This is a genomic window from Cupriavidus sp. 05L411 (assembly GCF_056398045.1).
Map to the genome: position 1 here is coordinate 25,925 of NZ_JBFTOQ010000016.1, position 24,245 is coordinate 50,169.

Here is a 24,245-nt window from a genome sequence, read left to right on the forward strand (position 1 = left end):
CTGTCAAAAATTTAGCCAGTTTTTGCCGGTTTTGCAGTTGATATGCCAGCAAATTTGCCAGCATTTCCGGCGAACTTCTCCACGGCCCGATTGCCTGCTTCGGCGTCAGCCGACGGCATCCAGCGGCCATACACCCGGGCGATCATCGTCCAATCTGCGTGACCCATCTGCTTTGCCACCCACATCGGGTGCTCTCCAGCCGACAGCATCATCGAGGCGTACGTGTGCCTGGTCTGATACGGATTTCGGTACCGGACGCCCGCGCGTTTGAGCGCCGACTGCCATACGCGCCACACCTGGTGCGACCCGGAGAACCGCTCCCCTCCGGCGGTCGTGAATACGGGGCCGTCCAGTTCGGTCATGAACGTCAGTGCCTTCTGTTCCTCCAGAGCGGCTGCGGCGGGCGCCAACAGGCGAATGTCGCGGCGGCCGGCTGCTGTCTTCGGAAATTCCGCCACCCCCTTTGCCTCCCGGGTTATCGCCCGGCGGACGCGCACATACCCCCCAACGAAGTCGATGTCAGACCAGTTCAGCGCGATGAATTCCGACGTGCGCATGCCGGTCCACAGGGCGAACTGGATCATGTTGCGGGCCCCGGCGCGGAGCTTCTCCAGCACGGCTATCTGCTCGGCGGGCGATAGCGGGTCGATCTCGTCAGCAGCCTCGCCTTCGGTGGGGCGCTCGGCGCGCGCGTACGTATAGCCGGAGAGGGGGTTTGCGTCGATGATCTCATCGGCGGCGGCATCGCCCAGGGCTGAGCGCATACAGCTCTGGATGTTCGATAGGCGCTTGTTCGAGACCTTCTTCTCCTTGCTGTCGTCGATGCCGGCCAACCAGTCGCGGATGGCGGCTCGCTTCAGGTCGGACAGCGGCAGCTTCCCAAATTTTGGGATCACCCACCGATTCACGATCAGCTCATAGCCCTGGTACGTGGAGGCCTTGAGCTCGACCTTCTTCCGTTTCAGCCAGGCGTCGAAATAGGACTCGACAGTGAGGGCGTCGCCGGGCCGCTCCGCGAGTGCCGCGGCGTGCTTCGAGTGGGGGAATGTCTCGGCGTAGTTGAATTCGCCTTTCTCGATCGCATGCAGGATTGCGGCCCGGAACTGCTCTAGCTTTCGAGTATTGGAAGGCGAGGGCTTCGTCCGGATACGCTCGCGGCAGCGCTTCCCCTTGTAAGGGAAGGTGATTTCATAGCTGGAGTCGGAAACGATAGCGACTCCTGTCCCTTTTCGACCCATTTTTCGTATCCGTCTAGGTCCATCAGAATTTTCTTCGAACCTGGGGCGTAGCGCCAGACGCCGCCCTCGGGCCAGATTCCCTTGCATTTCCGCGTGTAGACAGCTGCTGCCGTGAGGCCGGTCAGTTCGCAGAACTTGGCGATTGTTACAAAGCGTACCATGCGACCTCAGCTTTCCCGCGACGCGTCAGCGCTCTGGGATTTTCTTGTGCACTCATGATTTCCTCTGATCCGCCAAGCGCGGCGCGTCAATTCGATGATTCGTTGTGCTGCTTCAGTCATGCTGCTGCCTATCCCTTCATGATGTGCCGCGTGACGCTCAGGATGCCGCTGCTGCCGGCAGTGGGGAGCGACGCCACGGCCGCCGGCTCTGGCTTCTTCTCGTCGGCGTCAGGCTCAACCGATTCAACCGCCTGAACTACCGCAGCCGGCGCTTCGGCGCGGGCGCCTTCGAGGAACCGGCTACTGCCTTTCCCGCCGGTGGCCTTGAGATACTCGACCTCGACCTTTGCGCTGTTGATGATGGTCTGGCTGACCTCTGCGACGGCTTTGGCCTGCTCGACGCTGATCGGGTTTGCCTTGTCGCGCAGGCCATCTAGCGTGGCGAACAGGTGGTCGCGCAACTTATCTATGTTTTGCATTGATCCTCCTATTGAGGTAGCCCATCATTTGCATCACGGCGACGAGCTCGGGCGGGTACTGGTGGACCGAGTTCCGCAGCATCAGGTCGGTGCGGGAGACGAGCTCCAGATTGTCGAGCGCGATATGCGACTTGTTGCCGTCCTTGAACGTCACCAGGTGTCCAGGCGGCACTGGGCCGTGCGCAGTTGTCCAGACGAGGATGTGCACCTCGATCCAGTCCAGCTTGCCCCGCCCGGTGTCGGTCACCTTGCGCTGCAGGTAGCCATGCTTGCTGACGCGCTCGCTGCCGATCGGCTTCCAGGTGGGCGAGCGGCGGCCGGGTTTGAACTGCGTTGACTTGCTTCCCGGGCCACCCTTGTTCCTGGCCGGCTGTCCCTCCCGGTAACGCGCGGACTTGCCATGCTTCGCGTCAATGCGACCGACCACCTGTAGCGCAAGGAAAGCCGCATTTTTCTGGATTCCGAGGCGAGCCGCCATGGCGTACACGCCGCCGATGGGGCGGTCGAATGCGCGCGCGAAGGCCTCGGTGAGGGTATCGGGGTAGAAGAGGCGCATAGCCTCGATCTCGACCTCGCTCCAGTTGCGGCGCTTCATGCCGCCTCCTTCAGCGCCTGGATCACGTCGCGACCGACCAGCGGGCAGACGGCGTTTCCGAGCATGTGCACGGCCAGCTTGTGCTGTCGCGGCAGGATATAGGTTTCAGGGAAGGACATCGCCGCTCGGCACTCGTCCTTCGAGAACATGCGCATGCGGTCGCCATCGACTATGGCCCAGCGGTCCACCGTAGTGATGGTGCCTACGGGACGGTCTAGGCTGCGGCCTGTGAGCCCAGAGCCGGTGCCGTAGTACGGCATCACGAAGCGGTCACCGAACCGGGCGCGGCCTGCCGCTACGCGTGCCAGAGTCTTCGGCGAACGCCCGGGCTTGTCGACGCGTGACCACTTACCTGCGTTGAAATCGATGATGGTCGAGGCAGGGACGTGATCACGCTTTGGAATCACCAAGTGCAGCGGGTGCTTGCTCCGCGTGGCCACGATAAAGATCCGCTCCCGGTGTTGCGGCACGCCATGGTCAGCGGCATCGATGATGTGCGGAGCGAGTTGGTAGCCGAGAGCCTGCATGGCCTGGTGCCAAGCCGGATATAGGGACCAGTTCAGGAACTCTGGGACGTTCTCGATGACTGCGGAATAGGGCTGGTGGAACTCGACCGCCGACACCACTGCCCAGGCCGTCGAGCGGCTTGCGTCATGCTGGGGGTTGTTGGCTGCCTTGCCGCGCGCTCGGCTATGCCCTTGGCAGCAAGGCGACGCCAGCAGGATGTCATGTCGCGGGACAAGCGCCCAATTGGCCTGGTGCAAGTCCTGGCATGCGTGCTGGGTGCGCGGGTGGTTGGCTGCGTGCGTATCAACGGCTTGGCGCGAGTGGTTTCCCGCCCATACAACTTGCACCCCGGCCATTTCAGCGGCCGTCGTGAAGCCGCCGAGGCCGGCGAAGAGATCGGCACCCGTCACTTGACATCTCCTCTTTCGACTGCGGCGCGCAGTTGGGCAACCACCTCCGGGTTCTCATCGCGCCACGATTGCCAGCTTTCGTGCGTCAGCTTCCATTCGATCCAGACAGGAAGGTCCGGCTTCGCCAGGAAGGGTTTGCGCCTCTTGGCACAACGCTCGCAGCGATGCCCCAAGGCAAACAGGTGATTGCCGCAGAAGAATAGGCCGCAGCCGCGCTCACCGCCGTTGGTCTCCCCGCCGCACACATGGGCTAGGCCACGGTCGATCTCTTCATTGCAGTCAGGATGGTCGCAGCGGGCCGGCACGCCATAGCCGATGTCACGGTTCCAGTTGCTGTCGTATCCGATGCTCCAGCCCATCACGCCCCCTTCGGCGCGCCGGCGATGATTGCAGCATCAAGCAGCGCCAGCACATGCAGGTATCGATTGACCGGCTCGCKGCGCAGCGTCATGGCAGGGCGGTGTTCGATGACCCATTCGCGGACCTCATTCAGGCCGGCTGTGCGAATCGCGTCCTCCGCGGACGCCGAAGAAGCGCGCCGGCGCCGAGCCCGCTTCTCTACCGCCTTCTGGCGCACGAACAGAGCGTAAGGGCCGTCTTCCGTGGGGTATATCTCCAGCAGCACCCATCCCTCGCCCTCGGGCGCACTCGGCACCCAGGCGCTGCAGTCTGGATCGCCGTCGTCGAAATAGCGGTCAAGGAGCGCTTGGTCCTTGCAATCGCTCTCCATGCTGACAAACGAGGCTTCCAGGCCGAAGGCGGCCAAGAACAGGTCGTAGCGGGTGCTCTCGTCGCAGACCGGCAAGTCGGGGTGGGTCAGATGACCATCCGCGTCACGCACGATCTCGCGTGGTGCCAGGAGTCGCTTATCCAGGCCTTCAAGAATGATGAAGGGCATCGCCGGCGCGGCGAGATCAGAGCGCACGTACTTGATGTCGGCATTGTTTTGGCTGCCCGCGCACCACGAGACCTCCTGCAAGTCGCTGAAAGCCGTATTCACCGGGATGTCGCCAACGCACAGGACGATCCGATCCGGAGCGCCAGTAACGCGCGGTTCTGCTTGCTGCTGTTCTTCGCTCATGCTGCGTCCTTGTTGGGTTTGCGGCCCGCGTGGTCGCGGCCTTTGGGTGCGTCGGCCCACCACTTCGCCGGCTTGCCGGCAGGGCCATACTGGAAAGGCGTGAAGACCTCGCCCACCTGGTCTCTTTCCCGCAGGAACCCCCAGGGTTTGACATCCCTTGCAGGTACGATAAACAGCGTCCACACCTCAGTGGGGGTGCAGACAGCCGGCGGCCCATTCGCGATAAGGATCACGCGATGGAAGGTGTCACCTGTCAGGAAATTCCACCAGCGCACCTTGCGCATCTGAGCGTATTGGCGGGTAGCCTCCCAATACCAGCCGAGAAGTACCAGAGAGAGCGCCCAGCGCCACGGATGGTCATGCAGGCCGCGATCAGGATCGGAGCCCACGAAGCGATGCAGGTAGAAGCGGATCCCGAACAGGGCACAGACGAAGTAGCGCTCGAGATAGGGCTTGCCTTCCTCGCAGATGATCTTGACCGGACGGCGGGCGGAGTACGCGAGTAGTAGGCGGCGGATCATGCGCGCTCCAACACGGGCAGGCTTTCGATGGTCGGGCGCACCCTCCGCGGTGACCACGAGAGTGGCGGCTGCTTCTTGATCACCTCGTTCAGGGCCTCGAAAGCAGCTTCAAGTACGCTGGGTAGCTCGCCATCCTCCGGTAGGTCGTCGCTGAAGTGGTCACTGCCGTCGATCTCGCGGGGGTAGTTGGCCTCGCAAATAAGAAGGCGCAGATTCTCGTAGTTGCGCTCCGGATCGTCCTGAACGTACTCGACCAACTCTTCTTCGGAAGAGAAGTAGGTGTCGCAGGCGTCGGAATAGAGTGGCGCCTCTCCGTCCCACGCCTCTTGTGGCATGGCTGCGTACCGCTCTTCATGTGCCTTCTGGTGGCACTCCGGGCACTTCGTCCAGGCCTTCTCGTGGACAGTCCCGCAGTCACAAACGAGATGCGTTGCGCCGCTCCAGCGCGCCATGCGCTCGTCGTTGCCCCAGAATCGGCCTTGCCTATCCACCCAACCTGTCACTGTCACGATTTTCGCGGCGTCGTCGCTGGTGCTCAGCACCACGGGTTCAGGCCTTTTCATGCGAAGTGTCTCCCATGCAGTTGATCAAGCTTGTCGACCTGGGAGCCGGAAAGCTGCGTCACCTTGCCGGTCTGCTGAGCTTCGACGAGCGTTTGGACGAACGATTTTTCCCAATCGGTAAGATCGCGCGTATCGAGCATTCCCTCGAGCCGCTTGATCATGGTGGTGGTGCTAACGAGCATGCGGCTCTCCTTTGTGATTGCTTGGGCTTCGAACCAGCGCACGTGTGCGCTGGCGGCAAGTACCATGGCACCGACGAAGACAGCAGCCATGGCAAACGGGGTGACCATTAGCCAACTCATGCCGGCTCCATTGGGGGTTGGTTCGCGGAGCGGCGATAGGTCTTGGTGAGATCAAAGTTCACGGCGTGGCCGCGGCTCCGCACGATGTTCGCCAGGCGCGCTCGGTCCGCATGACTGCCGGTGGCCTGGCGAAGCAGACCAAAATAGCTATTGGCCGAGGCATGCACGTCACTGGCATCCATCTGCTGTAGCCGACGAGCGCCATCATTGACAGTGCGGGCCCGAGTGGTTCGTACCCACGGTCGGACGACCTGGCCGACGAAGTCGACGCCACGGGCGATGGGCTGAAGGATCRTCTTGGCCGGGTTCAGCCTGGCACCCAGCTCGCGTGGCAAGAATGCCTCGATGTCGTCATGGGCCGTGTTCAGCCACTGCGGCGATTCATGTAGCAGCAGGAAATCATCCACATAGCGGATGTAATGCCGGCTGCGAACCTTATGCTTCGCATGCTGGTCCAGTGCGTCGAGATAGACATTGGCGAAGAACTGCGACGAGAGGTTGCCGATCGGCAGGCCGCGATGCTCTGGCTGCTTCATCAGGCTCTTGTGTGGCGGCACCAGCGCCATCAACTCGGCTGGAGACTGCATCTGCACGCCGGGCCGCGGGTCATGCATCAGCACCAGGTCGGCCAACCGCATCCACCACGGCTCAGTGACGCGGGCGGCGAGCTGGGCGCGCAGCACCCGTTTGTCGATGCTGACGAAGAAGTTCGCGAGATCGCACTTCAGGTACCAAGCCGGCCGTACCCAATTCTCGGTGACGCTACGCACCTTGGCTTCGAGCCGGCGAGCGGCATACAGAGTGCCGCGTCCGGGGATGCACGCGCAGCTGTCGGCGATGAACGATGCATAGAACCGCGGGGAGATGCGGTTGTAGAGTAGGTGGTGCACGACGCGGTCGCGAAAGTCCGCAGCCCACACTTCCCGGGCCTTCGGGCGGGTGACGACGAAGCAGATCGATCGACCGGGCCTGTAGCTGCCGTCGGCGAGCTCGTCGGCAAGCTGGCACAGGTTGCGCTCGAGGTTCTGTTCGAAGGCGAGGGCGCTGTGGGTGTTGCGCTTGTTCTTCCGGCAGTCGAAGTACGCGACCACCAGGTCCTCGAAGGAGAAGCCAGCAGGACCCGCATCGGTTTGATCTGCGGACGGCTCGGGCGCGAAACTCGTTGTTCTTGTGGTTGTTGTTCTGGTTGCCATCATTGAAGTTCTGATTCCACGCGTTGTTTGAGTTGCGCTCGGACTGCGTCTATTCGTGCTATCTACGTCGCCTCGCCGAAGGCCTGGACCGATCAGCAAGGAGACTGCGCCAGACCAGACCTGGTGACTCCCAGCGGTATCTGTGATGCGCATGGCGGTGGCCTTGTGAGCCAGCGGCACGACCAGATTAAAAATCGCACAGGCATCACCGCCTTGACGGTGAGGCAACGGGCGTCGATGCGGAGTACTTCTTCCATCCACTTGCCTGCTTGCCGATGCTGTTTGTCAGCGCCACTGCCTTCGCATACTGCGGTCGGGAGATCAGTCGCTTATCGACGGATAGGCGCAACAGCAGCTCCGCCACTTGAAGGCGCTCGACCAGATCCAGAAGGTGCTGTGTTTTCTCGCGCGCGGTGTTGGCGCGGAAAATCAGTACCGTGATCTCGATGCACTCGTCCCTGATCTTCCCGCCAATCTGTGCCTTGAAATCGCGTGGCATGTTCTTGGCGAGATCGGTTGAAACGTCGAGCAGGTCGTACGCCGTCTTATAGATAGACAGTTCGGTATGCAGGCCCATGTTGAATGACTAAATAACTAAATGGTCAATCTGCGGACGGCTCGGGCGCGAAACTCGTAGTACTTGCGGTAGCCGTTCTGGCCGCCATCACTGAAGTGCTGACCCCACGCGTAGCCTGAGTCGCGCTCGGACTGCTCACCGGACCAGTACCAGGCGCCCTCGAACTCCTCTTTCAGGTTGGCGAAGAGCAGAGCCTGTTCCCGTCTCGTGGGCAACTCGCCGCCGGCGGCAGCGGCCCATTCTTTGGCCTGCTCCCAGTTGACGTCCTTGGCCGAGCCCGGCAGCAGGACCAGGTGATGATCAGGTGCGCCATCCTTGCCGAGAATCACGCCGGCATAGTGCTCCCCCGATGCGAGCGCAATGCCGAACGAGATCAGGCGCATGGGTTCGAGAACATCGCACCCGGCGGTCTGGATGGTCTTCGCCGCCAGGCTGTCCAGCCAGGTCTTCACGACCGTCTCCGTCGGGATGGTTACCTTCGCTCCGCCGACCTCGACGGTCACGCTATCTGCGACTTGAGTCATTGCTGTGCACTCCACTGATTGGGTGAGGAGAAGCCGCTGACGCGGCGATTAAATTACTAAATTACTGATCCAAGAATCTGCGGACGGCTCGGGCGCGAAACTCGCCGCTCTTGAGGTCGTCGCTCTGGTAGCCACCACCGAAGCCCTGACCCCACGCGATGCCTGAGTAGCGCTCGGACTGCGTCGAGGACCAATGCCAGGCCTTCTCGAATAGTTCCGGGACGTTCGCATACATGAGGCTCAGCTCACGGCGCGCCGGCAAGTAGAAGTCGCTGTGACCATCGATGTTCAGTCCGCGAGCCCACTCAGCCGCGGGATGGCTGTGGCGTGAGCAGAACAGTGCTTCGGTATTGGACCAGCCATTAAATTCGCTCTTGGCGTTCGGCTCGTCGACATCTGCGCTGCCCCAGGTGATTTCCTCGACCGATGCGTCCGGGTGCGTCGGCACGATCAGGTGATAGTCAGACTGACCGTTTTCGCCGCGCATCACACCGGCATACACTCCACCTTGGCCGGCCCAGACTTCGCCGATCTTCGGTGTGCCGGGATGGATTCGCGCCTGCGGCTGGTTGCCTTGCGTCAGGCCGTCGAGCCACGCTCTCATGACCGATTTTGCCGGGAGGGTTACCTTCGCTTCACCGACCTGGAAGATCAAGTTTTCGTCGACTAGCATCATTGCCGTGCACTCCAATGAATGGATAGGGAATAGCCGCTGGCGCGGCCAGAGAAATGACTGAATTACTGAATGACCAACAATCTGCGGACGGCTCGGGCGCGAAACTCGTGGTACTCGTGGCTGGTGGTCTGGTCGCCATCACTGAAGCCCTGATTCCACGCGGTGCCTGAGTTGCGCTCGGACTGCGTCGACGTCCAGTACCACTCTTCCTCGAAGGCCTCGGCGCCGTCAGCCTGGAATGCGGCCGCACTGGTCTGTGCGGGCAGCTGCTCGGTGTAGGGGTAGCCAACGGGCACGCTGCTTGCGTTGTCGCCGTCTCGGAAGCCGGCATAGTTGCCAGCGGTCGGCTTTAGGCTGCGATAGATGATCTCCAGCTCGTCGCGCGCCGGCAGATACCAATCGTGATAGCCGTTGGCCTGGAGGCCGAGAGCCCACTTGCCGAGGGCGCTGCCGGCTTCGGCCATGGCAGCAGTATTGGCCGCGCCATCGAAGTAGCTGAGCGCGCCTTCGACGCGGCTACGATCGCCATTCCAGGCGACGTCGTCATGCTCGCCGCCATCCTTAGGCGCCACGATCAGGGCATAGATGCCGTCGGCCTGGCGGATCTGCCCCGCGTAGAAGCCGCCACCTAGCGGATCGCCGGCCAGAATGGCATTGAGGGCTGCTTGGGTGATCGTGTTGCGCACTGCGCTTGCTTCAACTGCTGTCACTGCGTTCATGGTGGTCCTCGGGGTTGTCAGTGTGGTGCTACAGAAAATCGCTACTGCGAGGGGGTTAGTACGGCTCCCAGCCCAGTGCAGGTAGGCCGGTGGCCTTGCTAACCACTGGGTTGCCGTGCTTGTCTTTCTTGGGCTTGCGCACCATGACCTTGGGTGCGTAGATGCGCGAGGTCTTGCGGGCGACCTCGATCCAGTCCTCGGCGAACTGGGGGGGCATCGAATGTAGGGCTGACCTGCGTCGGCGCCGCCTGGATAAGGATGTTCTCTGCCATCTCACGTACCTTAGCGTTCCACTCCTCAATGGTGATGCTGGAGTCGCGCAGCTTCGCCTCGGCCCTCTTCAAGGCCACGGGTAGGGTCATTCCGTACACACAGAATGCGGACATCATTTGTCTCCCGATTGAGCCGCGAGCTGGTCGCGGAGGATGGTCAGGCCGGTGAGCGCGTCTTGCGCTGCCTGGGTGTAGAAAGAACCGTGCTTGATGGCCAGGTCGATGGCGCAGGCCATGTCCTGCGGCGTGTCGTAGGTCTGCCGCTGGGTTGGCACCAGGCGCGAGCGCTTCATCAGCTCAAGGTTCGCGGCGAGCGTGCGAGCGCGAAAGTCGGGGAGGCTCACGCGGCCACCGCAGCAGGGGATTTCACCTTGGCCGCGTCGTACTGGCGGATCGCCCAGGCGATGGCGTACAGGTTCCAGATGAAGTGGAAGGTGTATTCGTCGCAATTCCACTCCCAGCAGTCCTCGAAGAGGCGGGGGTGATCCCGGTCGTGGAAGTCATTGAGCTTGTGAAAGGCGTCGCTAGAGTCGCCGTCGTAGATGCACTCAAGGACGTCAGCACGGACCGAATCCCACATTTCCCGGCGCTTGTCATGTGCCACGTAGCGGTCGCGGCAGTATTCCCGGAACCGCTCCACCACACGACGCTTGAAGATGTCGGCGCTGAACGTTTGCGCGCGGCCCTTGCCGTAGCCGTCGCTGCTTACCGCCTGGAGCTTTTCGCACCAGTATCCCTTGTTGATGTATAGCCGTGCAGGGTCGCCCCGGTCGTCCGTGCGGAAAAACTGGAACATGTCGTCCAGGCGCGAGAACACATAGGTGCCACAGTCGCCGCGGATGCAGAGGGCGCCCTGCCACGTCAGGATCTCGAACCAATACGAGCTGCTGCCTGGGCGACGGAATTTGACGTGGCGGTCGACGCCGTTGTCGCGCACCACGGTCATCTGGTGCTGGGCAGTGTCGCGCTCGAAGTGCTGTTGATCGCAGGTCATACTCGCTTCACCTGAACGTTAGTGGCACCACGGAGGGCGGCACGATTGAGAGCGCTGGCGTAGGCATCCCACCAGGTCGGAAAGGGGCTGGTGTGGACCGGCTCGTGGTTGATGAAGATGCGGAAGGTCACGATTGCACCCGATAGAAAGCAAAGCGAATCGAAGTGCCGTCGTCATCGAGGTACGTGGCAAAACCCGAGGCTGCGACCATGGCCATAGCGATCAGGCAGGCCACGAGCAGGCGGCGGCTCTTGCGTGCCTGACGCTCCAGCCGATCCAGGCGGTTGTTCACGTTCATGCTGCCCTCCAAACCGACGGGCGTTGCTTCGGCATGTCCTGCTGCTGGTCGAGGTAGGTCTGCAGGTTGAGCAGCGCGACGACGCCCATGGCAACGGCGAACCAGCGGACTATTCCAATGACGACGGATATGGCGAACTTACGCATATCAGCACTCACCCGTAGCGTTGAAGATGGCCACGGCGCGCTCGTGGAAGCGGGAAGTGCCCTCGCCGGGAACGCCGCGCGACTTGTTTGCTGCGGCCCACAGAAGCTTCTGCCCCGGCGTCATGATGGCGACGGCGGCAAGAATGACCTGGTGGGCGTACTGCAGCTCGCGCAGCACCGCCTGTTGCTGGTTGTCGTGGGCGGCTTTGCGCTCGACGGCTTCATCTATGGTCATGGTCATCTCCAAGCCCGCCGGGCGGGCGGGGTTGGTTAGAGGCCGCCGCCGTAGCCGAACTGGGCCATGAGGTAGTCGCCAATGAAGCGGCGCGATTTGCCGTCCAGGCCGCCTCGTTCGTTGATTGCGTAGATGACCTCCGCGCGGACGGTGGCGCGAGTCGGGCTGACGAGAGGAGTGCGCGAACGAATGCGCGTCATCAGTTCGCCTGCAACGTCCTTCAGCGCTTGAACGTCCATCCCGCCCTCATCCAGTGTCTGCACGCCAGGGAGCACCACGTGCACAGGTCCGCGATCCTTACCTACCGTGCCGGTAAGCACATCAAAGATGCTGGGCTGTTCGTTGGCTTGTCGCGGCTGAATGACCATCTCGTGCTCCATCTGTGCTGCACCGGGTGGTGCCTCTCTGGAACGGATTAAAGCATGCTTGAATGTGAAAAGCAAGCATGCTTTACGGGATGGCGTGCAAGTGTTTTCCCTGCGCTACGCGCGTGCTAGTCGTCTAAGACTTCACTGAGCACCCGGGTTATAGATTGGGCGGCGACGCGGCGGGAGGCCCTGAAGACGCCGTTGAGGTACCAGGCGAGGTCGCCATTCCCGAGCATGAGTATGACGATGCTGTTCTCTTCGTTTTGAGGGGGGTGAACCTTTCGCCCCCGGCCTCGTTTTTTTCTATAGGCAACAAAATCCAAAATCTTCGCCATGCTGACCCCATCCGGTTGCCGCCGGATGTGCCCCGGCGATCTCTCGAACCAGTGGAATATCTTTTAAGTGCCTGCCACAAAACCCCGCTTAAGCGGGAGGCAGCTTTCTCTGCACAAAAGTGGCAGAAAGGACTGCCGGGGGTGGCAAAGGCGCATGGCAAAAAAAAGCCCGCCGATGGCGGGTTTTTCGTGAGTTTGAAGTGATATGGGCGGCTCGTTCGCACTAACCGCTGTGGGTCTTTCGTTTCTCCTTGCTGACCATTCCCTCCGAACGCGGGGTGCCCCAGTCATCCTTTCGTTCGAGGACCGCGCGCGTGTATTCCGTAACGATACGGTCGAGCCCGGATTTCTGCGAAGCGCTCAGCTGCTCGTATTCCTCCCGGCCCACAGAGAACGGCCAAGTTTGATCTGGCGTCTCCGTTGACGCGAGAGATCCATTTCCGGTGGCTAACCAGAAGCTATCGACTCCCATGAACTTGGCGGCTCGCGCTGAGTTTTCTGCCGTGAGTGCCTTCGTCTTACCAAGTAGGACTTGGGACACAGCCTGGACGCTGATGCCAAGGTCGTCGGCCAGCTGCTGCCTGTCTTTTCCGGAGGTTGTGAGGGCCAGCTCGAGGCGTTGGCCGTAGGTGCTTTTCATGGCGAAAGCATACTTACAAGCTTGTAAAGCATGGTTGCCTTCTGGTCTAAAGAATGCTTTAATTGAGCGCATGGAAAAGTCCAAAGCCACAACCCTCCTCGGAGGGACGCCATCTGCAGCAGCCGAAGCGATCGGTATCTCGCCTCAGGCGTATTCGCAGTGGCCGCAGATTCTGCCGAGGCGACTCGCTGATCGTGTAGTGGCGGCTATTGCGCGGAAGCATCTTCCGGCCGCGCTCATTGGGAGCGAACTGTGCGTCGATCAGGCAGAGCCGAAGTGATCAGTTTCCGTTCTGACTCTCGTCAAGCGCCAGCACGATTCGCTCGAGCTGGGCGATCAACTGGCGAGCGTTGCGGATGCACTCGCGCAGCGCAGGCCTCTGATCAACAGCTGGTCGCCTTGTCCGACTCGGTTTCCCTTTCCCTGTTGCGAGCCATTGAGAGGACACCCCAAGTGCACGCGCGATTTCGTCCGTGTACCGGCTTCCCTTTGCGTTCCGGTTCGGATCGGCCAGGTACTGGATCGATTGATATTCGACGCCGACACGCTGTGCAAGTGCGCGCCGAGAGGTCGGCGGCTCTGTTTGTTGCATTGCCCAGCGGAGGCGTTCTGCGTACGTGTACATGCGGTGAAGTTTGGCATTGGGCCTATGCAGATGTGTTTGTCATTTGCCGGCAGAACCTTCTGCCAGGCCGGGCGGAACTCGCCGCTCGGTAAAAAAATTTTCGGCTTTCCCCAACTGTGGATTCAACCGTGGAACCGATGAAATTTCCCTATAAGGATGAAGAAGATGAGGACCGCCGACCAGCTTGAAAGCCGCGCCGGTATTGGGATAGCGGCGATTCCCACGGCCGCTGGCACCCCGCCGGCGCTCTTTTTGCCGGATAGCCTGATTGCGCGGTGCGTGACATTCCGTGACGCATGCGCATTGGCCTGGGAATACCGCGCCAACCAGGCACTGACCAAGCAGGTGTTGGCGGTTCACGCGGACCTGTACCCGTCCCACTCCAGCGATTACTTCCATCGAGAGAAGCACAACGCCAACGGCAAGGCGCGTCGCGACCTGCCGGCGGAGAAGATCGCGGACGTCGAACGGGTGTTGGGCAACCGGGCTATTAGCCAGTACCTGGCTCGCCGCGGGATGCTCACTCTCATGGAAGAAGTGATTTCTGCGAGGACTCATGGATGAAAGCGATGCGCTCTGCGATGCCCGGGGGGCGGTGCACGACGCGATGAAGAGGCAGGGAGACGACAAGGAACAAGCGATCCAAGAGCTGCATGCGATGGCCGATAAGGATCCGCATTTTTTCGAAGCGCTGCGCGCTGTGGGTTTGATGGACCTCCAGGCGGAGCAGGCGGTAAAGCACTGAAAGGACCCCCGTGATTCACGAACTCATGCCCCGAGAGCAGGTCCGGGCGGCCGGCGCCGAGGCCTTCCGCCGCGGGCAGAAGCCTGACGACAACCCGCACTGGCCGCCGGGCACCGACGCACACGTTGAGTGGAACTCGGGGTTCAAAGGCGAGCAGTACCGGGACGCGAAGCCCGTCAATGCATAGGAGGACGCATGCAGACCGCAGTAGCAGACACAAGCATTCGTGCATACCGCCAGGCCAAGAAGGCTGGCGAACTGGAGCCGCGCCAACGGCAGATCCTGGCTGTGATGGCGCCGTACCCGGCTGACTATTCGCTGCAGGAGCTGAAGAAGCTGACCGGCCTGGAGGTGAACGTGCTCAGCGCACGCGTCAACGAACTGCGCGAGGAGCTTTGCAAGGTCGAGCGTGGCCCGGCGCGCGCCTGCAAGGTCACGGGCAAGACGATCCGCCCGCATCGCCGACCGCACCCGCAAGGGGCCCTGTTCTAACGATGCTGACCAGACGCAGCCCCATGAAGCGCGGCGCTCAGCTGCAGCGCCGCACTTCGCTCCAATCGAACGCCTGGCTGAAACAGGTGGCCGGCTTGGTGCCGAGCGCCTTCAAGAAGAAGCGGGCAACGCGCCGGCCGATCGCGCAGCGCCGGTTTGCTGAGGCTTGCCGCGGCGAGCCGTGCTACCTGCTGATTGCCGGCGCCCCGGCGCATCCCCTGGAATCTGTCGTGGCCTGCCACTCGAATCAGCAGATCCACGGCAAGGGAATGGGCCTCAAGGCCGACGACGAGAAGACGGTGCCGGGCTGCGGCTGGTGCCACCACCAGATCGACCAGGGCAATCGCCTGAGCAAGGACGAGCGCCGCGCCTATTGGGACGCCGCATACGCCCGTTGGGTGCCCATGCGTGCGATCAAGCTGGCGAAGCAGGGCGGCGCCGCGCTGCCGGCCGGGGAGGGCGTCTGATGTCCAACCCGTGGTTCCGCATGTATTCGGAGTTCGCGACCGATGCGAAGGTGCAGAGCATGTCCGAGCCGATGCAGCGTCGCCTCATGATGCTGTTCTGCCTCCGTTGCAGCAACGCTCTTGCAACGTTGCAAGAAGATGAATTGGCGTTCGCCCTCCGTCTCAGCGACGAGGAACTAGCGGAATCCAAGGCGCTTTTTGTGCGTAAGGGGTTTGTTGACGAGGGGTGGAACCTCTGCAATTGGGACAAGCGCCAATTCGTCTCAGACTCAAGCACAGGGCGGTCTCGCAAGCATCGGGAGGGCAAGAAGAAGGGAGTGCAACAGGCATGCAACGTTGCAGCAACGCCCCCAGATACAGAAGCAGATACAGATACAGATACAGAAGCAGATACCTCAGTGGTTCATGAGGGTGAGAGCGGGTCGGCTTCGCCACCCGCCGCCGCCGGAAAGGCGACACGTCTCCCGAAAGGCTGGGTACTGCCCAAGCCGTGGGGCGAGTGGGCGCTGACCGAGCACCCGAGCTGGACGGCCGACCACACCCGCAAGGTGGCCGAGATGTTCCGGGACCACTGGCACGCTGCCGGCGGCGCCAATGCGCGCAAGGCCGACTGGGAAGCCACCTGGCGCAACTGGGTTCGGCGCGAAGGCCCTCTGGCCGGCTCCGGTGCTGCCGGTGGCGCTGCGGCCACGACGAATCCCGGTCCGCAGTGGTGGCGCAGCAACGAGGCCATCGAGGCTGAAGGCTCAAAGCACCGCGTCGTCTGGAAAAAAGCGCAGGGCGAGCACTTCCCGGACTACAAGGTCCGCGTTTTCAAGGCTGCTGGCGAGGGCCCTTGGCGCGACGAGCTCATGGCCGATCTGTTGCGCACCAAGAGCTCGCGCTATGCCGAGATCCACCAGTACATCTACGGCCATCCGCCGATCGGGGATGCGGAATGAACTGCAAACCGGGAACTCTCGCCTACATCGCAGTGCCGGCCGATTGGCCGAGAAAGACGCTGGACGGCAAGGTTGTCGAGGTTATGTGGCTGCGCGCTCCATTCGCTGATCCGTCGAAAGACCAGAGGCCGGCGTGGTGGTGCAAGTTCCCGACACCCTGGGTGCATGCAAAGGGGCCGGTCAGCGAGTGCTTCGTGCTCGATGCGTGGCTGCGCCCGATCAGTGGCGTGCAGGTCAGGGACGAGATCCACAGCGAGGTTGAGACGTGAGGGGCGGGATTCGGAGGCCGGCTGCGCCGAGACGCCCGCGCGGCGTGGGAAGCCCGGGCGAAGAAATCTTTGCCCTCCACCTAAAGGCATCGGGTTTGCTCGGACTGGAGCGGGAACACCGGTTCGACGCAGTGCGGAAGTGGCGGTTTGACTTTGCATGGCCGGCGAAGCGGCTGGCTGTGGAAGTGGAGGGCGGTACCTGGAGTGGCGGGCGACATACCCGTGGCTCGGGCTACCAGGCGGACCTGGAGAAGTACAACGCGGCCGCGGCACAGGGGTGGACGGTGCTGCGGTTCACGACGGGCCAGGTGAAGACGGGAGAGGCGCTGGCGGTGGTGCTGGCGGCGATGAGGGAGAGAGCATGAAGGACTGCAGGGACTGCAAGCACTATCGGCCTGAAACAGGATTTGCCGATCCGACAGGCAGCTTCGCGACGTGCGCGGCGCCGAAAAATCGCTGGCCGTACGTCGAGCACAACCGGGGAGACCGATTCCCGATCGACATCGTGGCGAAGACTTGTGGCCGCCGCGCTCGCTGGTTCGAGCCGAAGCCGGTGCAGGCCGCCACGCCGTTGCCGACGATCACCGGCCTGGCCACCCGGCTGAATCCCCAGGGGCCGCCGAAGCGCAGCCCGGCAGCGCCGTCGCGCGCTGTGGCCGCCGCGTCCGTCCCGCGCCGCTCGGCCGTATCGGCAGCAGTTCCGGCCCGGTCCGCTTCCCGCTCGAGCACGACCGATGACGGCATGTCCATGCTGCCGGCGGCGATGCTGCTCTCCAGTCACTCGGACGATGGCAGTGCCGCGGATTCTGGTTCGTTCGGCAACAGCTGGTCGGCGCCGGTGAGCCGGGGCGGGTCCTTCGACGGCGGCGGCGCGTCGGGAAACTGGGATAGCGGGTCTAGCTTGTCCTCGGATAGCTGTTCGTCGTCGGACAGCGGCAGTTCGTCCTGCAGCTCCGACTGAGGGGGGGTGACATGGACGTTCCCGCTTTCATTTGGTTTGCGCTGGTGGTGGTGATCGTCGGCGCTCTGGTGGTCTGGGAGAAACGGCGATGACCTGTACGAATTGCGGAGGCAACACCCATACCGCGCCACATTGCCCCATGAGCCGCGGCATTCGAATTGCAAGACCGACAACGGAGACAAAATGAGCAAGATCTTCAAGTACCTGGATGAGCATATCCCTGCTTTCGTCATTGGCGGCCTGGCGGGCGTGGTCATCGCATTTGCTGTGGTGATGCCGGCGCGGGGTTTGCTATGACCGCTATCTGCCTCAAATGTGGCCATGCCCCACATGATGGCTCCTGCGTGAACGTCGCCGATCGCTACGCCGCGCCCCAAGCATCCTCCCCCGGCGAGCCAGACGAAGGGCTGTCCAAGTTTGTGATTGCCTTTATCGACGGTCAGACAAGGACGGTCGGCGAAAGCACGCTCATGCGAGCCCAAGTGGCAGCTGYGGCCTGGCGAGCGGCGGAAGGGGCATCCAGTGAGGGTGAGCTGACGGTAGACGCTTCGCAGTGCATCACATTGCGCCGGAGTGAACTCGAAGCCAAGCTGGCAAAGCCCACCGCAGGCCCGACGGCCGGTGTCAATAGCGTTCACGCACAGTATTGGCGCGACCTGACCGAACACTGTTTCGGTGGTGGCGCATACGCGGCGCCAAATGCGTACGAATGCATGGTGAAGGTAGTTGACCGCGCCGCTCCCCCAGCACCTGTCAGCCGGGCGGAACCGAATGATGGCGCAGATGATGAAAGCGGCGAATTCACGCTGGACGATATTGAACGCACGGCGTCTTGCTGCTCAGAGTTCTTTGGATCGCGGCTGCGTTTTCTGATCAACAAGGTGCGGGCACTGAAAATCGCGACGTCCGCTTCCAATGAGCCGGAAGCTGCCAGCCGGGCGGAACACCAGTGGAGCGAGGACGGTGAAAAGTGCGTCCGTTGCGGATCGCCTGACTGGTGCGCTGGTGAATCTTGTAGCGCCGGTGATGAACGCATGTCTGCTGCGTTTGAGGACGCGATGCGAGCAGCCCTCGCGGCTCGTCCAGACCAGTCGGCAGCAACCATTTGGGTGAAGGCGCTGGCGTTCGCCGAGAGATGCGCCCAGTCCGCTCCCAATGAGGGTGGCAGCGAGCCGGTGGCGCGCGTTGGCGGGTTACACGAAGACGACATGCCTCACACGGTTTGGTTGCGCCCGTCCGCAGTAATGCCAGGTGACTTGCTCTATGCCGCCCCTGCGCCGGTCGCATCGCCTGCCGCGCTGACGGGTCACGAAGCGGAGAGTTTGCGAATGATCGCCGGCTGGCTCGATCGGGACGGAACGCCTGAGCCGGCGGCGTTTCTTCGTGGCCTGGCCGTTCGGCTCGCCGCATCGCAGGCCGAAAAGGGAGAGAGCCATGTCGAATGAACTGAAGCCGTGCCCGTTTTGTGGCGGGGCTGCCTACTTTTTCAAAATCGTGGATGAGGAATCGTCGGATTTTGGCGGCGAAGGCATTGTGTGCACGTCCTGCAATGCCTCCACTGGGTTGCGCTTTGCATGTGGCGATGAGGTTAAGCCGAAATTGGCTGAGACTTGGAACCGCCGCCCCGACACCCGCGCAATGGGGGCGAGCGTGGTGACGGATGAGGCGTACAAGCTCCTCACTTACATTGCGCATCATCCGCTGCCACTTTCTTCGGATGATTTGAGGAAGCGCGCCCTCGCCCTCCTCGCCGCCCCGCAACCGAGCGCCAAGGCGTTGACGGATGAGCAGATGGAATCGGCGCTGGAATCCTGCCCGTGGGCGCGGCAAGTCGAATCCCGCAATGCTTTCAGATCAGGATGGAGGGCGGCCTTACTCGCCCAGCCGGAATTGCCCGCAGCCAGCACGCAGGAGGACGGGGAGGGGCAACCGAGCGCCAGCGTGCAACAGGCGTTAGTGTGCAAAGGCGCGCCGGAGCTTGGAACGGCGTGCGGGAAATGCTCGCGCTGTCTAGCCGCACCACTTCGCCCGTTTCAACACCGTTGTGGCAAATGCGGCGGCACCTATTCCGCCAGGCACGGGAAAGGCATTTGCGCGACGTGTCGCATTCGCCCGCAACCGAGCGCCAAGGCGTTGACGGATGAAGATCGTAAGGCCATCGCCTATGCGGCATCCTGTTTGGACTACAGCTGCCGCACAGAGGTGAACGGTTACCACTGCGACTTTGTGGACCGCTTACGCGCTCTCGCCACCTTGGCCGCAGAGCAGCCCAGCGAGGACAAGCGCGATGCGCCGGCCAAAGGTTTTGTGCCGGTGAGCGAGCGGAGGCTAGGTGAAGATGGGTATTGCATCGGCTGCGACTGCCAAGACGACGAGCTTGACCCGTGCGGCACCGCAGTGCGTCAAGACGAGGAACGCCGCGCCGCAATCGCCAAAGGAGAGGGGAAGTGAACGACGCCATCCTTCTTGCATTGCGTGCAGCCGTGAATCTCGCTCGGTTCAATGGCGTTCACACTGTCGCCGTCTTGCGCTCGCGTCTTGTTGAGGCTGGACATTCGCAAGCCGACACAGACGCTGCGCTGAAGTTTTGGGCAGATCGGGAAGCTCAACGAGGAGCCAGCCATGACTGACACCTCAGAGCGGCTGGAGAGCGGGGATTTTGAGGCGTGGGAACGGATATTCCTCGAAACCAATCACCGATTCCCCGACCGCGCGGAAATCTGGCAAGCCGCCCGCCGAGCGCCCGCAGCAGGGGCGCCGGAGGGGTGGAAGCTGGTGCCGGTTGAGCCGACCGATGAGATGCAAGACGCGGCGGGAGAGTCTGTCTACGGCTATTCTCGATACCAAGCAGAAGAATGGGGAAAGAGCGAGAAATTCGAATCGTCTGCGTACGTCGGAGTAGAGGCGTATCGGGCCATGCTCGCCGCCGCTCCGAATCATGAGGTGAAATAATGGATAAACAGAGAGCGCAGAGGAAGCTCAATTACGCCGTTAAGAAAGGAATTCTGGTGCGTCCTGAAGCCTGCTCCAAGTGCGGGGCGACTGGCGTCTGCTCAGATGGTCGTTCAATCATCCAGGGCCATCACCATGATTACTCCAAGCCGCTAGAAGTGGAATGGATCTGCGCGAAATGTCATCGCAAAGAGACCCCGCTGCCTGCTGTAATGGGTGCGCCGGCTTTCGGGGAATGCAATGGGCAAGCAAAGCTCACCAGGGAACAGGTAGCCGAGATCCACGAATCTCCGCTGGGATGCCGTCGTCTTGGGAGGTTATACGGCGTCGATAAGCGGACCATTCAACGAATCAGGCAGCGCAAACAGTGGCTCGCCGCCGCTCCCGCAGCGCCCAAGGAGAAGGTATGACCACCATATCCGACCGCGAAGCCGATGTGCTCGCCCTTGTGCGGCAGGGGAAGGCCAACAAGGTGATCGCCCGCGAGCTCGGCGTTTCTGTCCACACCATCAAGTCGCACGTGTCCAGCATCATGCGCAAGCTCGGCGCCAGCAACCGTACGGAAGTGGCAGTCAAGGCCATTTCCCTGGGGATCGTATGACCGGCCCTCGCATTCTCTCCACGGAGGACCTGATATTGACGGAGCGGGCGGCTCGTGCCGCTGGGCATGAGGTGCAGCGATTCCGCGCGCGTGACCTGGTGGTGATCCAGATCCGCGAGCCCGGTGGCCAATGGCGCCAGTTCGACCCGCTGAACGACGACGCCGAGACGTTCCGGCTTATGGTGGATTGTGACGTTCCGCCTTCCCGTGGCACCACCGCCATCATCACGGTCGGCGGGGTGGTCGAGCAACTGGCGAGCCATTCTAACCGGCGCGCCGCGTGCCGCCGGGCCATCGTTCGCGCCGTCGCAAAGGACTTCCGGGAGGGCTATCGATGAGCACGGACGCTATCTGCAACGCCTTTGTGATTCTGGGTATGGCCGTCGTGGTCATGCCGATCGTATGGGGGATGGTGCGCTGATATGGCTGGCAACAAGAAGACCCGCAAGCCATACCGCCAAGCCTGGAATGCCGGCGGATTGAAGCTGCGCACCGAGCCTTGGAAGGTGGATGCTGTATTCCGCCCGCTGGAGAAGATCCTCGATGCCATCGAGCGCGACGGTACCGTGACGGCGACCACCGCCGGCGTCCCGGTGTTTCAGGACTGCAATGATGGGTGCTGGTACGAGACGGCGCCGGCTATCGAGGGCGTTGTGGCCGCGTACGAGATCCACGCCAGCCGGCAGCGCCGGGCTCTCCCGCTGGAACCGCTCCGCCTCCTGGTGCGGAAGATCCGCTACAGCATGCCTCTACAGCAATCCGACGTCGATGCCTCGCGCGCTGCGCTGGCGGCATTGCGTTCTGAAAGCATGGAGATGCGGTCGGACTATGCCCGTGACCTGGTGAAGATCACCCAGATCCGCATTGAACTGGACAAAAAGGAGGCAGCTTGATCCACCCGAGTTACATGTACCGCCTGACCCCGGAAGAGATAGCCATCCGCCGGGAGGAAGAGCGGAGCAGGGCGGACAAGGCCTGCGGCGGGTGCATACACCGATCACCTTTCGTAGACCCAGTTGGGGAGCAACTGCGGGAGTGCAAGTTCAAGAAGCGGGAATACGGGCGGAGATGTGATTTGTTTGACCGGGGACACGGATGACGATAGAAGCGAGATTGGAAAATTGGGGAAGAGTGGTTCGTGATCCGCGCTGGCAGCCGCAGCACTGCGCATCATGGGCAAAGCTGGCGACAGCGCTCGGGCGCCAGGACGACACCGAGGCACCCCAGCAGATAGTCTTGAAAGATGTGGCGGACGGATGGTTGCTCGAGCAGGCCTGGCAGATGGTCATTCCGCCGCTAGAGAAGCGGTTGCTGCAATACCACTATGTCCACAGGATGCCGCCGGATATGGTCTGCCGCATCCTTGTCAGGAAATATGGGGCATCACCGAACACGCTCAAGCACTGGAAGGTCCGGCACGCGAAAGCGGTTTCGGTGATGCTTCACATTCTAGGCATCCTGGACGCGCGGGACCGTATCAAGGAAGAGGCTGATCGGGTGTTGGCCCAAGCTAAGGAAATGGGGGTGATGGCGTGATAGTGCTTTGGTATGAGAACCAGCCGAAATGCTTGTTGTTGAAAAAAAACTGCACTATGCTACGCCCAGATTACTGATTGCCCATCGTGGCGTTACCGGTTAAGACCGAGACATAGCATCCCTTAGGAGGGATGCGTGTCTCTAGACGGAACGCGATGGATTGAAGCCCGCCAGGTTCGCGCCTCGCGGGTTTTTTGCATTTCAGCCGGCTTTGGCGTGCCGCCCAGCGGTCCACCCCAAGATAGCTCCTATCCCCTTGCCGCTTGCGGCGGCACACCAAAGCTGAGCCGACCATGTACGCCTGGATGTTAATGAGTACCGTCGCCGAGATCATGGTGCGGGAGTGGTTCGGTCTGGGTATTTCCCGTTACGGCAAGGGCCTCCCGCCGGTAGCCGCGGCAACAATGGAAGGATGACATGAAACGTTCGTTCCTCGTCGTATGGGCGTGCTCCCTCGCGCTCAGCCTCACCGCCTGCTGGCGCACCGTGATCGACCTCGGCTTCCGCGCGTATCGCCGCGCCCGAGACTGGGTTGTCGATGCGGCCCGAGTTGTCTCGCCGAAGCTGCCGTCGGATCGCCTGCCCGCCACCCGCATCGACGCGGCTGCCGAATTCGTGCTTCGCATGGTCAAGCGCGACCGCCCCGTGATCCAGGCTCGATGGCGCATGTGTCCATCCGCTTGATCTGACGCTGTATTTCCGTTGTCTCCTCTCAGGTCTCCCACCTGGGATTGCCCGCCGATCCCCGTCGTGCGGGCTTTTTCTTTTCCGCTATCTCATTGCTGGCGGGTTTGCGGCGCTTAGCTGAAGCCTGGCGCGATTCCTATTGAGGCGATCAGGCCATGGCAAAACCCGCGAAGACCGCAAAGAGCAATGCAGCTAGCGCGGCCGCCGAGCTCATCGGCGACACTGTATTGATGCGTTCGGCCCTGTGGCTGAATGGACGGCGCGTAGTGGCGGCAATCGTCACCGGCATCGAAGAGGCGGATTTTGGATTGGCTGGGGCACGCGCCATTGTGTCGGTGACGGCTTTCCCGCCCGGTGCTCCATCTCGCATGATGCATGACGTTCCCTTGTTCGAGAAGGAACCGCCGGCGGAGGTGATCCCTGCTGCTTGGTTTAAGGCTTAGCATGATCAACATCTCTGTCCGCTTCGATGTCAAGGCATTGCAGCGTAGCCTCGACAACTTCGCGCGTAAGCAAGTGCCGTTCGCTACGGCCCAGGCGCTGAACGCCACAGCGAAGAAGGTGCAGCTCGCCGAGCGCGAGAACATGACCAAGGTGTTGGACCGCCCAACGCCATTCACGCTGAACTCCGTGGCCGTACGGCGCGCCGATAAGCGTGGGCTCACCGCGACGATCTATGTGAAGGACATTGCTGCTGCGTACCTGGAGCCGTTCGAAAAGGGCGGCGCGCACAAGCTGATCGGCAGCGGTAGGACTTGGTTGAACCCGAAGGATAAGGCGCTGCTGAACAAGTACGGAAATTTCTCCGCGGGAAAGCTGGCATCTCTCAAGAGTCGCCCCGACACATTCATCGGTGCAGTGAAGACGAAGCGGGGCGAGACGATCAATGGGCTGTGGCAGCGCCCGTTCATCAGAAAGGATCAGAAGGTCCGAGGCAAGTCGAAGGTAGCGCGGGGTTCGAATACCACGGGGAAGCTAAAGCTGTTGATGCGGTTCGGCGATGCTATCCCTGTGAAGCAGCGGCTGAACTACCGCGAGATCGCTGCCAAGACCATCGCCGAGCACTTCAAGGCCGAGCTGACGAAGTCTCTGGCGGCGGCGATGCGGTCCGCAAAATAGGGGATTTGTTGCACAA

The 24,245-nt window shown here is 62.0% G+C and carries 43 protein-coding genes; 21 read left to right on the plus strand and 22 right to left on the minus strand.

The features are described from left to right. Positions 1-11: 11 nt before the first annotated feature. The 21 genes from AC1DQR_RS19815 to AC1DQR_RS19915 all read right to left on the minus strand — a co-directional run bounded on the left by AC1DQR_RS19815 (position 12) and on the right by AC1DQR_RS19915 (position 11,871). Positions 12-1,238, minus strand: coding sequence for an Arm DNA-binding domain-containing protein (locus AC1DQR_RS19815; RefSeq protein ID WP_477133592.1), 1,227 nt, complete (start codon positions 1,236-1,238; stop codon positions 12-14). Positions 1,239-1,527: 289 nt separating this feature from the next. After that, positions 1,528-1,878, minus strand: coding sequence for a hypothetical protein (locus AC1DQR_RS19820; protein WP_477133593.1), 351 nt, complete (start codon positions 1,876-1,878; stop codon positions 1,528-1,530). Continuing rightward, on the minus strand, positions 1,862-2,473 hold the full coding sequence (locus tag AC1DQR_RS19825) for an HNH endonuclease signature motif containing protein (protein ID WP_477133594.1): 612 nt from the start codon (positions 2,471-2,473) through the stop codon (positions 1,862-1,864). The genes AC1DQR_RS19820 and AC1DQR_RS19825 overlap by 17 nt, the downstream gene beginning before the upstream one ends. Beyond that, positions 2,470-3,390: a DNA cytosine methyltransferase gene (locus AC1DQR_RS19830; protein ID WP_477133595.1), complete on the minus strand. Its 921-nt coding sequence runs from the start codon at positions 3,388-3,390 to the stop codon at positions 2,470-2,472. Before AC1DQR_RS19830 ends, AC1DQR_RS19825 begins: the two co-directional genes overlap by 4 nt. Beyond that, positions 3,387-3,749, minus strand: coding sequence for a hypothetical protein (locus AC1DQR_RS19835; protein ID WP_477133596.1), 363 nt, complete (start codon positions 3,747-3,749; stop codon positions 3,387-3,389). Before AC1DQR_RS19835 ends, AC1DQR_RS19830 begins: the two co-directional genes overlap by 4 nt. Then, a complete protein-coding gene (locus AC1DQR_RS19840) occupies positions 3,749-4,471 on the minus strand; it encodes a hypothetical protein (protein WP_477133597.1) in 723 nt (240 codons plus the stop codon). Before AC1DQR_RS19840 ends, AC1DQR_RS19835 begins: the two co-directional genes overlap by 1 nt. Next, positions 4,468-4,992, minus strand: a complete 525-nt coding sequence (locus AC1DQR_RS19845) for a hypothetical protein (protein WP_477133598.1) — start codon at positions 4,990-4,992, stop codon at positions 4,468-4,470. The genes AC1DQR_RS19840 and AC1DQR_RS19845 overlap by 4 nt, the downstream gene beginning before the upstream one ends. After that, positions 4,989-5,555, minus strand: a complete 567-nt coding sequence (locus AC1DQR_RS19850) for a hypothetical protein (RefSeq protein WP_477133599.1) — start codon at positions 5,553-5,555, stop codon at positions 4,989-4,991. Before AC1DQR_RS19850 ends, AC1DQR_RS19845 begins: the two co-directional genes overlap by 4 nt. Continuing rightward, positions 5,552-5,857, minus strand: a complete 306-nt coding sequence (locus AC1DQR_RS19855; RefSeq protein ID WP_477133600.1) for a hypothetical protein — start codon at positions 5,855-5,857, stop codon at positions 5,552-5,554. Before AC1DQR_RS19855 ends, AC1DQR_RS19850 begins: the two co-directional genes overlap by 4 nt. Next, complete coding sequence (locus tag AC1DQR_RS19860; protein WP_477133601.1) at positions 5,854-7,053, minus strand: RNA-directed DNA polymerase; 1,200 nt, start codon at positions 7,051-7,053, stop codon at positions 5,854-5,856. Before AC1DQR_RS19860 ends, AC1DQR_RS19855 begins: the two co-directional genes overlap by 4 nt. 202 nt (positions 7,054-7,255) lie before the next feature. Beyond that, positions 7,256-7,627, minus strand: coding sequence for a four helix bundle protein (locus tag AC1DQR_RS19865; protein ID WP_150983252.1), 372 nt, complete (start codon positions 7,625-7,627; stop codon positions 7,256-7,258). Between the two features lie 17 nt (positions 7,628-7,644). Next, positions 7,645-8,151 carry an Lcl C-terminal domain-containing protein gene (locus AC1DQR_RS19870; protein WP_477133602.1) on the minus strand — a complete coding sequence of 169 codons (507 nt, stop codon included), beginning with the start codon at positions 8,149-8,151 and terminating at the stop codon, positions 7,645-7,647. 61 nt (positions 8,152-8,212) lie between these two features. Then, a complete protein-coding gene (locus tag AC1DQR_RS19875) occupies positions 8,213-8,827 on the minus strand; it encodes an Lcl C-terminal domain-containing protein (protein WP_477133603.1) in 615 nt (204 codons plus the stop codon). A 62-nt stretch (positions 8,828-8,889) separates the two neighbouring features. Next, a complete protein-coding gene (locus AC1DQR_RS19880; RefSeq protein ID WP_477133604.1) occupies positions 8,890-9,546 on the minus strand; it encodes an Lcl domain-containing protein in 657 nt (218 codons plus the stop codon). 55 nt (positions 9,547-9,601) lie between these two features. Beyond that, positions 9,602-9,763 carry a hypothetical protein gene (locus AC1DQR_RS19885; protein ID WP_477133605.1) on the minus strand — a complete coding sequence of 54 codons (162 nt, stop codon included), beginning with the start codon at positions 9,761-9,763 and terminating at the stop codon, positions 9,602-9,604. 168 nt (positions 9,764-9,931) lie between these two features. After that, positions 9,932-10,162 carry a hypothetical protein gene (locus AC1DQR_RS19890; protein WP_477133606.1) on the minus strand — a complete coding sequence of 77 codons (231 nt, stop codon included), beginning with the start codon at positions 10,160-10,162 and terminating at the stop codon, positions 9,932-9,934. Beyond that, positions 10,159-10,812, minus strand: coding sequence for a hypothetical protein (locus tag AC1DQR_RS19895; protein ID WP_477133607.1), 654 nt, complete (start codon positions 10,810-10,812; stop codon positions 10,159-10,161). The genes AC1DQR_RS19890 and AC1DQR_RS19895 overlap by 4 nt, the downstream gene beginning before the upstream one ends. A 127-nt stretch (positions 10,813-10,939) precedes the next feature. After that, positions 10,940-11,110 (minus strand): hypothetical protein, encoded by a 171-nt coding sequence (locus tag AC1DQR_RS19900; RefSeq protein WP_477133608.1) that lies wholly within the window; start codon positions 11,108-11,110, stop codon positions 10,940-10,942. Then, positions 11,107-11,256 (minus strand): hypothetical protein, encoded by a 150-nt coding sequence (locus tag AC1DQR_RS19905; protein ID WP_477133609.1) that lies wholly within the window; start codon positions 11,254-11,256, stop codon positions 11,107-11,109. The genes AC1DQR_RS19900 and AC1DQR_RS19905 overlap by 4 nt, the downstream gene beginning before the upstream one ends. Before the next feature lies 1 nt (position 11,257). Beyond that, positions 11,258-11,491: a hypothetical protein gene (locus AC1DQR_RS19910; protein ID WP_477133610.1), complete on the minus strand. Its 234-nt coding sequence runs from the start codon at positions 11,489-11,491 to the stop codon at positions 11,258-11,260. 35 nt (positions 11,492-11,526) lie between these two features. Further along, positions 11,527-11,871 carry a hypothetical protein gene (locus AC1DQR_RS19915; protein WP_477133611.1) on the minus strand — a complete coding sequence of 115 codons (345 nt, stop codon included), beginning with the start codon at positions 11,869-11,871 and terminating at the stop codon, positions 11,527-11,529. 152 nt (positions 11,872-12,023) lie between these two features. Here AC1DQR_RS19915 and AC1DQR_RS19920 point away from each other — a divergent pair, with 152 nt between their 5' ends. Further along, on the plus strand, positions 12,024-12,398 hold the full coding sequence (locus tag AC1DQR_RS19920; RefSeq protein ID WP_477133612.1) for a hypothetical protein: 375 nt from the start codon (positions 12,024-12,026) through the stop codon (positions 12,396-12,398). Positions 12,399-12,417: 19 nt separating this feature from the next. On the opposite strand, the gene AC1DQR_RS19925 is transcribed toward AC1DQR_RS19920, so the two are convergent. Next, a complete protein-coding gene (locus AC1DQR_RS19925; RefSeq protein WP_477133613.1) occupies positions 12,418-12,834 on the minus strand; it encodes a helix-turn-helix domain-containing protein in 417 nt (138 codons plus the stop codon). On the opposite strand from AC1DQR_RS19925, the gene AC1DQR_RS19930 reads away from it, so the two are divergent. The 20 genes from AC1DQR_RS19930 (at position 12,833) to AC1DQR_RS20025 (ending at position 24,229) form a co-directional block, all read left to right on the plus strand. After that, a complete protein-coding gene (locus tag AC1DQR_RS19930; RefSeq protein WP_477133614.1) occupies positions 12,833-13,114 on the plus strand; it encodes a helix-turn-helix domain-containing protein in 282 nt (93 codons plus the stop codon). The two genes, AC1DQR_RS19925 and AC1DQR_RS19930, sit on opposite strands and share 2 nt — an antisense overlap. A gap of 510 nt (positions 13,115-13,624) precedes the next feature. Next, positions 13,625-14,023, plus strand: coding sequence for an XRE family transcriptional regulator (locus tag AC1DQR_RS19935; protein WP_477133615.1), 399 nt, complete (start codon positions 13,625-13,627; stop codon positions 14,021-14,023). Then, entirely contained in the window at positions 14,016-14,204 is a 189-nt protein-coding gene (locus tag AC1DQR_RS19940) for a hypothetical protein (protein WP_477133616.1), read from the plus strand. Before AC1DQR_RS19935 ends, AC1DQR_RS19940 begins: the two co-directional genes overlap by 8 nt. Before the next feature lie 195 nt (positions 14,205-14,399). Further along, positions 14,400-14,696 carry a hypothetical protein gene (locus tag AC1DQR_RS19945; protein WP_477133617.1) on the plus strand — a complete coding sequence of 99 codons (297 nt, stop codon included), beginning with the start codon at positions 14,400-14,402 and terminating at the stop codon, positions 14,694-14,696. Between the two features lie 23 nt (positions 14,697-14,719). Beyond that, the gene (locus tag AC1DQR_RS19950; protein ID WP_477133618.1) at positions 14,720-15,163 is read left to right on the plus strand and encodes a nuclease domain-containing protein; all 444 of its coding nucleotides are present in this window, start codon (positions 14,720-14,722) and stop codon (positions 15,161-15,163) included. Continuing rightward, the gene (locus AC1DQR_RS19955) at positions 15,163-16,104 is read left to right on the plus strand and encodes a hypothetical protein (RefSeq protein WP_477133619.1); all 942 of its coding nucleotides are present in this window, start codon (positions 15,163-15,165) and stop codon (positions 16,102-16,104) included. Before AC1DQR_RS19950 ends, AC1DQR_RS19955 begins: the two co-directional genes overlap by 1 nt. Further along, positions 16,101-16,373 carry a hypothetical protein gene (locus tag AC1DQR_RS19960; RefSeq protein WP_477133620.1) on the plus strand — a complete coding sequence of 91 codons (273 nt, stop codon included), beginning with the start codon at positions 16,101-16,103 and terminating at the stop codon, positions 16,371-16,373. The genes AC1DQR_RS19955 and AC1DQR_RS19960 overlap by 4 nt, the downstream gene beginning before the upstream one ends. A gap of 44 nt (positions 16,374-16,417) precedes the next feature. Further along, positions 16,418-16,738, plus strand: coding sequence for an endonuclease domain-containing protein (locus AC1DQR_RS19965; RefSeq protein WP_477133621.1), 321 nt, complete (start codon positions 16,418-16,420; stop codon positions 16,736-16,738). Continuing rightward, entirely contained in the window at positions 16,735-17,334 is a 600-nt protein-coding gene (locus tag AC1DQR_RS19970) for a hypothetical protein (protein ID WP_477133622.1), read from the plus strand. The genes AC1DQR_RS19965 and AC1DQR_RS19970 overlap by 4 nt, the downstream gene beginning before the upstream one ends. Positions 17,335-17,678: 344 nt before the next feature. Then, on the plus strand, positions 17,679-18,779 hold the full coding sequence (locus tag AC1DQR_RS19975) for a hypothetical protein (RefSeq protein WP_477133623.1): 1,101 nt from the start codon (positions 17,679-17,681) through the stop codon (positions 18,777-18,779). Then, positions 18,769-19,785 carry a Lar family restriction alleviation protein gene (locus AC1DQR_RS19980; RefSeq protein ID WP_477133624.1) on the plus strand — a complete coding sequence of 339 codons (1,017 nt, stop codon included), beginning with the start codon at positions 18,769-18,771 and terminating at the stop codon, positions 19,783-19,785. The genes AC1DQR_RS19975 and AC1DQR_RS19980 overlap by 11 nt, the downstream gene beginning before the upstream one ends. A gap of 171 nt (positions 19,786-19,956) precedes the next feature. After that, positions 19,957-20,286, plus strand: a complete 330-nt coding sequence (locus tag AC1DQR_RS19985) for a hypothetical protein (protein WP_477133625.1) — start codon at positions 19,957-19,959, stop codon at positions 20,284-20,286. Further along, on the plus strand, positions 20,286-20,696 hold the full coding sequence (locus AC1DQR_RS19990) for a hypothetical protein (RefSeq protein ID WP_477133626.1): 411 nt from the start codon (positions 20,286-20,288) through the stop codon (positions 20,694-20,696). The genes AC1DQR_RS19985 and AC1DQR_RS19990 overlap by 1 nt, the downstream gene beginning before the upstream one ends. Further along, complete coding sequence (locus tag AC1DQR_RS19995) at positions 20,693-20,887, plus strand: response regulator transcription factor (protein WP_477133627.1); 195 nt, start codon at positions 20,693-20,695, stop codon at positions 20,885-20,887. The genes AC1DQR_RS19990 and AC1DQR_RS19995 overlap by 4 nt, the downstream gene beginning before the upstream one ends. Then, positions 20,884-21,225: a hypothetical protein gene (locus AC1DQR_RS20000; protein WP_477133628.1), complete on the plus strand. Its 342-nt coding sequence runs from the start codon at positions 20,884-20,886 to the stop codon at positions 21,223-21,225. The genes AC1DQR_RS19995 and AC1DQR_RS20000 overlap by 4 nt, the downstream gene beginning before the upstream one ends. An 84-nt stretch (positions 21,226-21,309) precedes the next feature. Continuing rightward, complete coding sequence (locus tag AC1DQR_RS20005) at positions 21,310-21,780, plus strand: hypothetical protein (RefSeq protein ID WP_477133629.1); 471 nt, start codon at positions 21,310-21,312, stop codon at positions 21,778-21,780. Positions 21,781-21,982: 202 nt separating this feature from the next. After that, positions 21,983-22,423, plus strand: coding sequence for a hypothetical protein (locus AC1DQR_RS20010; RefSeq protein ID WP_477133630.1), 441 nt, complete (start codon positions 21,983-21,985; stop codon positions 22,421-22,423). A gap of 417 nt (positions 22,424-22,840) precedes the next feature. Further along, positions 22,841-23,107, plus strand: coding sequence for a hypothetical protein (locus AC1DQR_RS20015; protein WP_477133631.1), 267 nt, complete (start codon positions 22,841-22,843; stop codon positions 23,105-23,107). Between the two features lie 158 nt (positions 23,108-23,265). Next, on the plus strand, positions 23,266-23,553 hold the full coding sequence (locus AC1DQR_RS20020) for a hypothetical protein (RefSeq protein WP_477133632.1): 288 nt from the start codon (positions 23,266-23,268) through the stop codon (positions 23,551-23,553). 1 nt (position 23,554) lies between these two features. Beyond that, the gene (locus AC1DQR_RS20025) at positions 23,555-24,229 is read left to right on the plus strand and encodes a hypothetical protein (protein WP_477133633.1); all 675 of its coding nucleotides are present in this window, start codon (positions 23,555-23,557) and stop codon (positions 24,227-24,229) included. The last annotated feature ends 16 nt before the right edge of the window (positions 24,230-24,245 follow it).